This is a genomic window from Glycomyces arizonensis DSM 44726 (genome assembly GCF_000482705.1).
GTDB lineage: Bacteria > Actinomycetota > Actinomycetes > Mycobacteriales > Micromonosporaceae > Glycomyces > Glycomyces arizonensis.
This window is the reverse complement of sequence record NZ_AXWO01000036.1, coordinates 39,166-50,739: the sequence shown is the minus strand read 5'-3', so window position 1 is coordinate 50,739 and position 11,574 is coordinate 39,166. Positions and strand designations below refer to the sequence as shown.

General features: G+C 69.0%; 13 protein-coding genes and 1 tRNA gene. 9 read left to right on the top strand and 5 right to left on the bottom strand.

Annotation, left to right across the window (positions count from 1 at the left end; all coding sequences use genetic code 11):
* The 3 genes from H613_RS30350 to H613_RS0119620 all read left to right on the top strand — a co-directional run.
* A partial coding sequence (locus tag H613_RS30350; RefSeq protein ID WP_211234726.1) for an integrase core domain-containing protein occupies positions 1 to 282 on the top strand: 282 nt, incomplete at its 5' end.
* A 147-nt stretch (positions 283 to 429) separates the two neighbouring features.
* The gene (locus tag H613_RS0119625; protein WP_026925129.1) at positions 430 to 1,221 is read left to right on the top strand and encodes a hypothetical protein; all 792 of its coding nucleotides are present in this window, start codon (positions 430 to 432) and stop codon (positions 1,219 to 1,221) included.
* Positions 1,218 to 1,691 carry a hypothetical protein gene (locus H613_RS0119620; RefSeq protein WP_026925128.1) on the top strand — a complete coding sequence of 158 codons (474 nt, stop codon included), beginning with the start codon at positions 1,218 to 1,220 and terminating at the stop codon, positions 1,689 to 1,691. Before H613_RS0119625 ends, H613_RS0119620 begins: the two co-directional genes overlap by 4 nt.
* A 135-nt stretch (positions 1,692 to 1,826) precedes the next feature.
* Here H613_RS0119620 and H613_RS29520 read toward each other — a convergent pair whose 3' ends face one another.
* Positions 1,827 to 2,462: an A24 family peptidase gene (locus H613_RS29520; RefSeq protein ID WP_156926147.1), complete on the bottom strand. Its 636-nt coding sequence runs from the start codon at positions 2,460 to 2,462 to the stop codon at positions 1,827 to 1,829.
* A gap of 131 nt (positions 2,463 to 2,593) precedes the next feature.
* Between H613_RS29520 and H613_RS31510 the strand changes: the two genes are divergently transcribed.
* Genes H613_RS31510 through H613_RS0119595 form a run of 4 tightly spaced genes read left to right on the top strand, consistent with a single transcriptional unit; the run spans position 2,594 to position 5,905 of the window.
* Complete coding sequence (locus H613_RS31510) at positions 2,594 to 3,262, top strand: hypothetical protein (protein ID WP_169732029.1); 669 nt, start codon at positions 2,594 to 2,596, stop codon at positions 3,260 to 3,262.
* Positions 3,259 to 4,125, top strand: coding sequence for a TRM11 family SAM-dependent methyltransferase (locus H613_RS0119605; protein ID WP_026925126.1), 867 nt, complete (start codon positions 3,259 to 3,261; stop codon positions 4,123 to 4,125). Before H613_RS31510 ends, H613_RS0119605 begins: the two co-directional genes overlap by 4 nt.
* Positions 4,122 to 4,529, top strand: a complete 408-nt coding sequence (locus H613_RS32230; RefSeq protein WP_245598612.1) for a helix-turn-helix transcriptional regulator — start codon at positions 4,122 to 4,124, stop codon at positions 4,527 to 4,529. The genes H613_RS0119605 and H613_RS32230 overlap by 4 nt, the downstream gene beginning before the upstream one ends.
* Positions 4,526 to 5,905 (top strand): tyrosine-type recombinase/integrase, encoded by a 1,380-nt coding sequence (locus H613_RS0119595; protein ID WP_026925124.1) that lies wholly within the window; start codon positions 4,526 to 4,528, stop codon positions 5,903 to 5,905. The genes H613_RS32230 and H613_RS0119595 overlap by 4 nt, the downstream gene beginning before the upstream one ends.
* A gap of 128 nt (positions 5,906 to 6,033) precedes the next feature.
* Here H613_RS0119595 and H613_RS0119590 read toward each other — a convergent pair.
* A tRNA-Phe gene (locus tag H613_RS0119590) sits at positions 6,034 to 6,107 on the bottom strand.
* A 180-nt stretch (positions 6,108 to 6,287) separates the two neighbouring features.
* Between H613_RS0119590 and H613_RS0119585 the strand changes: the two genes are divergently transcribed.
* Positions 6,288 to 7,535, top strand: a complete 1,248-nt coding sequence (locus H613_RS0119585) for a glycoside hydrolase family 27 protein (protein ID WP_211234892.1) — start codon at positions 6,288 to 6,290, stop codon at positions 7,533 to 7,535.
* Here the strand turns inward: H613_RS0119585 and H613_RS0119580 are convergent.
* A complete protein-coding gene (locus H613_RS0119580; RefSeq protein ID WP_026925122.1) occupies positions 7,532 to 7,927 on the bottom strand; it encodes a VOC family protein in 396 nt (131 codons plus the stop codon). The genes H613_RS0119585 and H613_RS0119580 overlap by 4 nt on opposite strands.
* 84 nt (positions 7,928 to 8,011) lie before the next feature.
* Between H613_RS0119580 and H613_RS0119575 the strand changes: the two genes are divergently transcribed.
* A complete protein-coding gene (locus H613_RS0119575; protein ID WP_026925121.1) occupies positions 8,012 to 8,767 on the top strand; it encodes a TetR/AcrR family transcriptional regulator in 756 nt (251 codons plus the stop codon).
* Between the two features lie 120 nt (positions 8,768 to 8,887).
* On the opposite strand, the gene H613_RS0119570 is transcribed toward H613_RS0119575, so the two are convergent.
* On the bottom strand, positions 8,888 to 10,693 hold the full coding sequence (locus H613_RS0119570; RefSeq protein ID WP_026925120.1) for a YhgE/Pip family protein: 1,806 nt from the start codon (positions 10,691 to 10,693) through the stop codon (positions 8,888 to 8,890).
* The gene (locus H613_RS31505) at positions 10,690 to 11,463 is read right to left on the bottom strand and encodes an ATP-binding cassette domain-containing protein (RefSeq protein WP_026925119.1); all 774 of its coding nucleotides are present in this window, start codon (positions 11,461 to 11,463) and stop codon (positions 10,690 to 10,692) included. The genes H613_RS0119570 and H613_RS31505 overlap by 4 nt, the downstream gene beginning before the upstream one ends.
* Between the last annotated feature and the right edge of the window lie 111 nt (positions 11,464 to 11,574).

The window sequence follows — 11,574 nt, the reverse complement described above, 5'->3', positions numbered from 1 at the left end:
GGATCGAATTATATGTCGCAACGGTTCAGCGAGTATTGCGCCTCGCATGGGCTGCTGCGGTCGGTGGGGCGGACTGGTATCTGCTTCGATAACGCGATGGCAGAAAGCTTTTTCGCGGCGCTGAAGAACGAACTCGTATCCCGAGTCACATACACGACCCGTCGCGAAGCCAAGCGTGACATCATGCGATATATTGAATTGTGGTACAACACTCGGCGGCTTCACTCCGCTGTCGACTATCGACCACCAGTCGAAGTCCGGGAAGCCTACGAGCTGACCTGATAGGAAGACATCACCCCAGGAAGTTGTCAGCAACCAACTGTCCGAAAAATGCGGGGCACCTCAGCCACGCTGCGGCGCAGCCAGCACCACGTCTTCCACAACCGGCGCTGGCTGCGCTCGGCATCAACCAAACGAAAGGGAAATGCCTTGTCCAGTCAAGCAAACCCACCGCGCAGCGGCAACACGCCGCCCGTCACGCTCACCGCGCACGGCCTGGTAGTCGATGCGGCCACCACGCTCGCGGCCGTCTACGCCCGCTTCGCCATCGCTGGAGCCTTCGCACTGGCCGACCTGTTCGCCAGCGACCCCGGCGCGAACTGCTACATCGAACCGCCCGCCCCGGCCGACCCCTCACCCGAGGCGCGGGAGGCAGTCATACCGCCGCCGGGGGCGGTGCGCATCGCGAGCCTGGCGGCCAGCGGCATCGCCGCCGCCGCGACCGCGGCCGGATGCGACAGCGCCGTGCACCGGGTCTGGGCCGACCGCATCGGCGCCACCTTCGCCAGCGAGCCGCGCCTGATCGAGGCGCTCCGCATCGGTACCGGCTGGCGCTACCTCCGCATCAACCCGACACGCACCGGCACCGGCGGCCTGATCACCCGCGGCGAAGTCGTCTCGGGCAACTACCTGGTCCTCTCGGCCGGACTCGGCGACCCGCTCGTGCGGTTCGTCGCCCGCATCGAGCAGATTCCCACCAGAGACCTCCTGGCCACGACGCCCGGCTTCGCAGCCGAGACGATCACCGCCACCTGTCCGCGATGCCGGCGGCAATGGACAGCGAGCGGCGGCCGTCCCGTCTTCACACCGTCTAGCCACGACGGCATCGAATGGGGTCTGGACAGCGCGGGCGACCTCGGCCTGGTCACCAACACCGTCGCCTGCCCCGTCGAAGTATGCCCCGGCAGGGTCGGCTTCACCGCTGCAGGAGGCCAGGCATGAGCGATCTGTCGAAGCGCGCATCGATGGTCTGCGGTGTCTGCTCCCAGCCGCTGAACCGGTTCCTGCCCATGGACGCCGACGGTGCCTTCACCGGCGAAGTGGAATACCGGCACCGATCCGAGGCGGCCAACCACCAACCGGCCCCGCAGCCGGTCGCCGAGCACTTCGAAGCCGACCTGGATTGGGTGTGCGACTTCTGCAACGACCGCGAACCGGTCTGGAGCTACCGCGCGCCAGGCGTGGGGAGCATCGTGCTCGATGACGACGATGCGATCGTCCACGAAGACGACTTCGGCGAGGACTGGGCGGCGTGCCGCACCTGCGCCCACCTGATCGAGAAGGACTTGCGCCGCCGACTGCTCGACCGCGCCGTCACAGCGCTCGGCGACCCCACCGTCCGACCTAGTGTGCAAGCACTGCACACCGCGTTCTTCCTCCAGAAACGAGGGAAACGGCGCCGCCTCGGCTGACCAATCGCATCAGCGGTCGAGCTCACATCACGAGCTTGACCGCTTCCGTGACCGATCGCGTCGCTGACCACGGTGGGCCCCGAGACTTCGGGGCCCACCGCAGCAACGGTTGAACAGGCCATTCTTTTTACCTAATTAGTCCACAATGGATATTGTGAGTGCGATCCACCAGCCGATGACCAAGAAGGGACCGAACGGCACCAGGGCCCTCGCGCCCCACCGCATCCGCACCGCTATACCGACCAGTGCCGAGGCGAGCATCGCCACCACGAAACACACCACCACCGGCACCCATCCGGCCCACGCCAGTGTCAGGGCCGCCACGCCCGCGAGTGCCACATCACCGAGCCCGGCCCCCGACCCAGTCGCTAGAGATAGCACCGCGAGGAGACCCGCGACCACTGCGGCAGTGAACAGCCCAGTCCACAGGCGAGATGGGGTGAACGCGAGTCCCGCGACCGCGACCAGGGCGATGGCACCGGAGACGGCGAACGGCAACCGCCGGGCGGCGAGATCGATGACCGCCAGACCTGGGGATGCCACCGCGAACGCCCACACTCCGACCCCGATCTCCCAGGCGGCTATCAGCAGCACCGACACCGCCGCCGCGATCGCGGAGACCGCCGCCAACACCACCATCACCCGCACTCGGGCTGCCCGGCTGCTGCCGCGCCAGTCCGCCAGCGCATCGGAAGGCTCCAAGGCGAACGCCCACCGCCCGAGCGCTGCTCCGGCAACACCGCCGACCAGCCCCACTGCCAACACGACCACGGCCACAACCTAGCCCGATTCAAGCCACACAGCCGCTATTTCTTCCGCTTTATCCGGTTCTTCGGTCTCGGTTGTGCGGGTACCGACCCGCACACCCACCCGCACAACCCCGCACAAGCGGGGGTCTACGGGTGTCTGAGACCGCATGGGGGCCGCGCCGCCACACCATGAACGACTACACACCGAACCCAGATCCGTCCGGCATCGACGTGCCGCTGAGCGTCTGGCCCATCTGGAGCCAGCAGCACCTCATCGAGTGCCTCGTCAAACAGTTCACCACCGAAGGCGACCTCGTCGCCCTCCTCGGCCTGGCGGGCGTGAACGCCATCGTCGAATCAGACCGCGACGGCGTCATCGTCTGCGACCCCGAAACTGCTCTTCGCGAGGAGGAAGCACTCAGACACGTCGCCCAAAGCCGTAGCACCGCCATCATCATGGCCGTCAACGCAATGACAGCCTTCAACCGCATCGAGGCGATCCGGGAGTCGGCTCTGACCATCTGCGCACCCGCACCCGCGCGCTACATCCGAGCGTGGGAAGTAGCCGCCGCGACCGTTCGGCCCTTCGGGCTCCTGGCCGTCATCTGGAAGGGCCCCTTCCCACCGGACGCGGCCGCCTCCTGCGAAGAGGCCGGCCTGTCCTACGTCGGGCACATCGTGGCCGCCGAGGCCGGCGAGTTCGACCGCGCGGCGGCCACCGCCGAGAGCCTGGAGACGGCTTCGCATGGCCGGTCGCGTCGCGCCCACATCAACATCTCGCTGTGGGCCCGCTACCCCGAACAGTCCGGGGGTGGCCTGTGAACGCCACCGACACGATCTCGACCCTGTGGGCGGCAGGCCAACGTCTGCCGCGCCTTCAACGCGGCGAGTGCTACACGAGTGCCTCATCGGCGCACCCGGCGAAGATGTGGCCCGACATCGCCCGCCACGCCATCGCCGCCTACTCCGAACCGGGCGAGGTGGTCGTCGACCCGATGTGCGGCATCGGCACCGTCTGCGTCGAGGCCGTCCGCCTCGGCCGCCGCGCCTGGGGTCTGGACTGCGAACCCGAATGGGTCGCCACCACCGCGGCGAATCTGCACTTGACCCGTCGCCACCATCCAGGCATCGAGGCGCGGGTACGGCGCGGCGATGCCCGCCGCCTCGCCGCGAACCTGCCGCGGGCGCTGCGGGGCAACGTCGACCTGATCGTGACCAGCCCGCCCTACGGGCGAGCGACACACGGACGGGCCTACACCCACCGCGAGACCGGCGGCAAGATCGCCAAGACCGCCTACCGGTACAGCACGGGCAAGCCAGCGCCCGAACAGCTCGCCCGCGCGGGCCTTGAGCGGCTGCTGGACGGCATCGAGCAGATCCTCACCGCCTGCCATGCGGTACTCAAGCCCACCGGCCGCCTCATCGTCACCTGTCGACCGTTCAATGTGGGAGGCCGACTGCTCGACTTCCCCTCCGAGCTGGCCCTGCGAGGCGAGCGGGCCGGATTCCGCTTGGAGGAGCGCTGCGCGGCACTGCTCGCCGAATGGCGCGACGACTTCGGGCTGCGGCCGATCCACTCGTTCTTCGGCCTGCACAACACCCGCACCGCACTCGAGTCCGGCAAACCAGCGTTCCTGCGCTGCCACGAAGACGTCCTCGTCCTGACCAAGGACGGCGCACCATGAGCCCAGGCGAAGGGAAAGGTCTGGCGAACACCGATGATCGCAACCCGGAACGAGCCCGTCACGATCGTCCAAAAAAGACTTTCTGTAAGGCTCGTACCAGCAACGAGTCCGAGATAGCGTCGCCAGCAATGACCGTCCGTCCGCAGATCGCGGACGAAAGCGACCCCGGCCGAAACGATTCCAGTCAACCCGGCCAGGGCCCCGCCTCCACGAAAGGAAGCAGGTCCATCATGACAGTTGACCAGCTGTGCGACTACCTAGGCGTCGCACGCAGCACCCTGTACGACTGGCACGCCAAGGGGCGCGCTCCGCGCAGTATCAAGCTGCCCGGCGGCCAGCGCCGGTACCGCGTCACGGACGTCGAAGCGTTCCTGATCGAGCATGAAGACGGAGGTGCTGCATGAGCACCTCCTTCGATGTGAAGCTCTGGGATCCGACGAAACGGAAGGATCGGAAGAAGCGGCCGTGGCGGCTCCGCTGGTCAGTTGCGGCGGTCGAGCAGAGCGTTCAGTTCGAGACCAAGGCGGCCGCCGACAGCCGAAAGGCCGAGTTCAAGATCGCGCTCAACAGGGGAGAGCCGTTCGATATCGAAACCGGCCTTCCGGTTTCCGAGCTTCGAGAGCTCCAGCGCCAGCGGCGGACGATTTCCTGTCTGGAGCTCATGAAGCGCTTCGCCGATTCCAAATGGGAAAACGCTTCAGCACATCACCGCGCCAACATCGCCGAGGTATGCATGTGGGCGTCGATCGCCCTCCTGCCCGCAGTACCTGACAGCGTAGACGGAGTCGCGGTGCGGCGGTCGCTTCGACGCTGGGCGTTCAACTACAAGCAGCGGCATGACGCCCCTGTCGAGGCCGTCGAAGCCCTCAAGTGGGTCGAGAGCCATATCCCGTCGGCCGCTGTTTTCGAGGACGCCAGGAAGGTCGAGACCACGCTGGCTGCGATGCAGCAGAAGTTCGACGGCAAGACGCGCTCAAGCCACTGCCGCAAACGCGCCCGCACAATTCTCAGCGCAGTATGCGATTTCGCCGTCAAGGAAGGACTGCTCGACGTCAATCATGTGAAGGCGATCAAACCGGAGCGGGTGAAGACGAGCGAATCGGTCGACGTTCGCCGCGTCGCCAACCCGCAGCAGGTCGAACGGTTCCTCGGGAACGTCCGTCGGCGCAAGCCGAACGGGTGGCGATACGTCCCCTACTTCGCTGTCCAAGGATACGGAGCCCTCCGGCCCGAGGAGGCGATCGCACTGCATGCGGAGGACCTCGATCTGCCGAAGAAAGGCGGCTGGGGCAGGCTCCATCTGCATAAGTCCGCCTCGCACGTCGGCAGCGCGTGGACCGACTCTGGGGAGGTTCGCGACGATCGAGGGCTGAAGCAGCGGGATCGGGAGTTCATCCGCACGGCTCCCTGCCCACCGCAGCTCACCGCGATCCTGGCCGACTATCTGAAGGAGTCGGGGTTCAAACCCGGACCCGAGGGGCAGTTGTTCGTCCGCGCCGATGGGGAGCTCTTGGCCGAGTGCACCGTCAGACGCGTCTTCCACGATGCCCGAGGCGAGACCTTCGGCAAGAACGAGCTCAAGACACCGCTGCTGAAGCGGCCGTACGACCTGCGGCACACCTGCGTTTCCACCTGGCTCCATGCAGGGGTGCCGGTCACCCAGGTCGCCGAATGGGCCGGGCACAGCGTGGCCGTCCTGCTCAGGATCTACGCGAAGTGTCTTGACGGCCAGGACGAAGCGGTCCGGATGCGGATCGAAAAGACGCTGACGGGCGGCTGAAAAACGGGCCGCTATCTGCCCGCTGGCAGCCGGATTTCACCGGAATCCGGCGGACTCCACCGGACATGAGAAAGTCCCGTCTATCAGCGTTGCTGCTGGTAAACGGGACTTTTTGCTGCTTATTACGGTGGCCAGGGCCGGGGTCGAACCGGCGACCTTCCGCTTTTCAGGCGGACGCTCGTACCAACTGAGCTACCTGGCCAATGTTGCGAGCCGACGGTCTCGACCGTCGGCCGTAGCTACTTTACATCACGTGCACTCCGCGGATCGACACGGTATTGGGCGGGGAGTGACCTGCGTCGGCAAGCGTTTCCACACCGGCGGTGGTGGGCGTCGGGGCTCCCGAGTACCGTACAGGGACGCCATCAACGAGGAGGCTTCCGTGACCCGACTCGCTGCCACGCCCCCGATGGGCTGGAATTCCTGGGACGTGTTCGGCACCTCGGTCACCGAGGCGGAGACGCGGGCCAACGCGGAGTTCATCGCCGAGCACATGGCCGAGTACGGCTGGGAGTACGTCGTCGTCGACATCCAGTGGTACGAGCCGGGCGCGCGGAGCGGCGGCTACAACTCCGGAGCCAAGCTCTGCCTCGACGAGTACGGGCTGCCGCAGCCGGCCCCCGGGCGGTTCCCCTCGGCGGCGGGCGGCGCGGGCTTCAAGCCGCTGGCCGACTACATCCACGCCCTGGGGTTGAAGTTCGGCGTCCATATTCTGCGCGGCGTCCCCCGCCAGGCCGTCGCGGCCGACACCCCCATCAGGGGCAGCGAGTACTCCGCGGCGCAGATCCCCGACCGGGAGCGCCTCTCCTCGTGGGTCGACGACAACTGGGGCATCGACCACTCCCACCCGGGCGGGCAGGCCTACTACGACTCGCTCGTGCGGCAGTTCGCCGACTGGGGCGTGGACTACATCAAGGCCGACGACATGATCGCCCCCTACTACGCCGACGAGGTCGAGGCGTTCTGGAACGCTGTCCAGAAGAGCGGCCGCGACATCGTCCTGAGCCTCTCCCCCGGCGTGAACCTGTCGGTCGGCCACGCCGAGCACCTCAAGGCGCACGCGCACCAGTGGCGGATCTCGGCGGACCTGTGGGACCGGTGGCGCGACATCGACATGCAGTTCGACCTGCTGCGCGACTGGGCGCCGCACGCCGGGCCCGGGCACTGGCCGGACGCCGACATGCTGCCGCTGGGCCGCATGGGGCTGCGCGCGGAGGTGGGCGAGCCGCGGGACTCGCTGCTGACCCCCGACGAGCAGCGGACCATGCTGACGCTGTGGTGCGTCGCCCGCTCGCCGCTCATGGTCGGCGCCGACCTCCCGGCCTCCAGTGAGGAGACGATCGAGCTGCTCACCAACCCGGAAGTGCTCGCCGCCCAGCGCAGCGGGGCCGATTCGCGGGAGGTGTGGCGCGACGGCAAGCACGTGGCGTGGGCGTCGGTCGACGGCGCCTATGTGGCGGTGTTCAACCGCAGTGGCGAGCTGGCCGAGTTCGGCCTGCCGTGGACCGACCTGGGCGTGCCCGGGCCGCGGGCCGTGCGGGACTGCTGGGCGCGCACGGACGTGGAGGCCGGTGCCGAGCTGCGAGTCAAGCTCCCGGCCCACGGATCTGCCCTGTACCGGCTGGCCTAGCTACCGCTCTCGGGTACGGCGACCCATTGGACGAGTTGGATGACGACGCCGTTCGGATCGGTCGCCTGGAAGTAGCGCTCGCCCCACTCCTCGGTCTCGATCGGCGTGGTGATCGCCACGCCTTCGCCTTGGAGGCGTTCGTATTCGGCGTCGATGTCGTCGACGACGAAGACCACGAGCAGCCCGTCCGCGCCGCCTTTGACGCTCTCGGGCTTGAAGGTCGGCAGTCCGGTGCGCAGGTAGATGACGTTGAAGCCCGCGTCGGGGTGCGAGAGCGAGACGAAGCCGTCGGCGGACATGTCCTCGCTGAAGCCGTAGTGGCGCTCCAGGAACTCGGCCGAGGCGGCGGGGTCGGCGACGTTGAGCGAGATGGCCGATGAGGTGATCTGCATGAGCGGCTCCTTCGTTTTACCGTACGTTGTATATTGTACTAAGTACGTCGTACGGTGTACAAGTTTGTCGGCTAGGATCGTGTGGTGACTTCCGCGACAGCCGACGCGCCGAAACCGAGCCTTCTGGAACTGCTCTGGAGAGAGGCGCCCGCCTCCCCCAGGCGCGGGCCGCGCAAGGGCCTCACCGTCGACGCCGTGGTGGACGCGGCGATCGCGATCGCCGACGCCGAGGGCCTCGAAGCGGTCACCATGCGCCGCATCGCCCAGTCCCTCGGGGTCGCCCCGATGACGCTGTACACCTATGTGCCGGGGAAGGCCGAACTCATCGTGCTCATGCTCGACGCCCTGTACGCAGCTATGCCGCGCACCGAGACCACCGGGCGCCTCTGGCGCGAGCGGCTCGCCGCGGTCGCCCGCGACAACTATGCGATGTACCGGGCCCACCCGTGGGCGGCGGCGGCCTCGCAGACCAGGCCGCCGCTGGGGCCGGGCCAGTGCGCCAAATACGAGCACGAGTTGCGTTCGCTCGACGACACCGGGCTCAGCGACGTCGAGCGGGACGACGCGCTCGCCTATCTGCTGGCCTTCGTGCGGACCGCCGCCGCCGACGCGGCGCGGGCCGAGGCCGAACGCGAGACGACCGCGATGAGCGACCGCGAGTGGTGGGAGTCCAACGGACCACTGTTGGCGAAGGTCTTCGACGCCGAGCGCTACCCGACCGCGGCGCGAGTCGGCCAGGCCGCCGGGGAGGCGCACGGCGCGGCCTTCGAGCCACGGCACGCCTTCGACTTCGGCCTGGAACGCACCCTCGACGGCCTCGCGGCGCTCATCGAGCGGTGAACCGCCGCGAAAGTGTCATTATATTCTATAACTTATAATCTGACGAAGTTTTACCTTGTAGTGAGCATTTGTGTGACATATTATGTTATAGGATATATGTTATAGGCAATGGCCGGTCATTCATAGGCTCAGGGGAGGGTGGAGGCGGCCCGTTGTCCATTTGCGGCGCATTGCCACCGTCGCGGCCGCCACTGCCAGCGATGCCGCCAGGTAGAGCACCAGCACCACGAGGGCCCGCACCAGATGCTCGGTCTGGCCGCCGCTGATCGTCACCCGGAGGGCGTCCACCGCGTACGTCATCGGCAGCCACGGGTGGATCGCCTGGAAGAACGCCGGCGTCGTCTCCACCGGGTAGAGTCCCCCGGCGGCGGCCATCTGGAGCATCAGCAGCACGGCGAGCAGCAGGATCCCCATGGCGCCCAAGGCGAGCCGGAACAGGTGCGCCATGGCCGAGAACGTCAGGACCACCAGGACGCACAATCCGGCCGTCGCCGGGACCTGCCGCGGGTCGAGCCCGAGGCCGACGTCGATCACCAGGTACAGCGCCAGCGCGCTGACGACTCCCAGGGCCGCCCCCGCCAGCCAACCGCCGAGCGCGACGAGCGGCGAGCGCAGCGGCCCGGCCAGAGCGCGCGCGTTCACCGGGCGCAGCAGCAGGTAGGCGACGATCCCGAACCCCCACAGCACCGTCGCGATGACCAGCGGCGCCAGGCCGCGCCCGTAGCTCCCGGCCGGGTTGTGGGTCTCCTCGCTGATCGCCACGGGGCTGCCGTAGCTCTCGGCCTCCGCGGCCTCGTCGGCGGCGCCGTTCGCGGCGGGGACGTCCGCCCGGGCGTCGGTCAGGCCGGAGACGACGGCGTCGGCGCCGTCGTAGAGCTCGCCGAGCCCGCCCGCGAGATCGCCGGCCGTCGTCTCGGCGTCGGCGACGCCGGTGGCCACCTGCCCGGCGGCGTCGGCGACGCCCGCAGCGTCGGTCTGGAGAGTCCCGAGGTCCTCCGCGGCCGTCTCGAGTGCTTCGGCGGGCGTGGCCTGGACGGCGGCGTCGGCGCTCTGGACGTCGGTGCTGACGCTCTCGGCCAGCTGGACGTGCTCCCACAGCGTCTCGCAGGCGAAGCCGTCGGCGCCGCCGCCCCGGCACAGGGCGCTGTAGGCGCCGCTGAGCCGGGCGGCGTCGGCGACGACGTCCGCGCCGGCCGCCGATCCGGTCTGGACCTGCTCCCAGTCCTCGGCGAGGGACTCGACGGCGGGCGCCGACTCGCCGACGGCCTCGTCGAGGCCGGTGGCGACCTGCTCGGCGCCCGCCGCGGCGTCCTCGGCCGCCGCACTGAGCCCCGACAGTCCTGTATGGAGCGTGGCGGCGCCGTCGACGGCCTGGCCGAGGCCGCCGGTGAGACCGCCGAAGAGCGTCCCGGCGAAGGCGTCGTAGACGGCGCTGTCGATCTGGTGCTGGAGCTCGCGCTCCACCGTGGCGGTCATGACGCCGGCGAGGTACCCGTTCGCGTCGTCGCGCTCGAACTCGACGGCGGCCCGCACGGGCTCGCCGACGGCGAGTCCGGCGATGGCGGCGGAGAAGTTCTCGGGGATCGTGACGACCATGGAGTAGTCGCCGTCCGCAAGGCCGGCGCGGGCCTCGTCGGCGTCGGTGACGCGCCAGTCGAAGACCGGCGCCTCACGCAGCCGCTCGACCACCTGCTCGCCGCCGTTGACCTCGACGAACTCGCCGCCGCGGTCCAGCGTGGTCCCGGCGTCCTCGTTGACGAGCGCCACGGGCATCTCGTCGGTCGACCCGTACGGGTCCCAGAAGGACCAGAGGTACAGCCCGGCGCACACGGCCGGAAGGAGCACGATCGCGGCCACCACGGCGGCGCGGACGGGATGTCCGCGGTAGCGGCGCAGTTCCAGCCGGGCGAGTCTGAACGGGCTCACGGCGCGTCTCCGTTCCGGTCGCGGCCCGCGTCGAGGCGCGGCGCGCGGGCCATGGATCTGGTCCTGAGGTCGATGACGAGGTCGGCGGGCGGGTCGTGGCGGACGCACCCGGCCAGGACGAGCTGCCCGGCGTCGGCGACGGCGCGGAGGGTCTCGAGGACGCGTTCGCCGCCGGCGCCGTTGAGTCCGGCGTCGGCATCGTCGACGACGACGGCGGGCGTGCGGGAGGCCGCGGCGCAGGCGATCGCGAAGCGGATCTGCTCGAATCGCGGCAGCAGTGCGACGGTGTCGCCGGTGTCGACGCCGACGGCGAGGCGGTCGAGCCAGGCGTGGATGTTGGCGTCGGTGGCGGCCTTGCCGGAGACCGCGGTCGTCTCCTTGATGCAGTCGCCGACGGTGTGGTGCGCGTCGAACCCGATCGCGGGCGCGGCCTGGGCGACGGTGAAGCGGCGGCGGATCTCGGCGGCCCTGGTCCGGCCCTCGACGATGAGGGTGCCGCCGGAGAGGGCGAAGCGCCCGGCGAGGGCGAGCAGGAGCGCGGTGCGCCCGTCGCCGCCGTCGCCGGAGACGACGACGAGCTGGCCGAGCTCGGCGCCGAGGGAGACGTCGGCGAAGACCGGCCCGCGGCGTCCTTTCGCGGTGAGCCGGTCGGCGGCGAGGAACGGCGGGCCCGCGTGGTGGGGCCGCTCGAAGACGACGGTCCGATCGAAGGCGACGGTGGCGGCCTCGTCGGAGGACACCGGCGCCGCCCCGTCGCACTTGTCGCTCATGCCGACCATCCTCACAGTTCGGCGCGCCGCGGATGGAGGGATTCGGCGACATTCGAACCGTCGGGGCATTACCAGTGAGTAACGTGAGGCCGGGGAAGGGCGCGCGGCGCC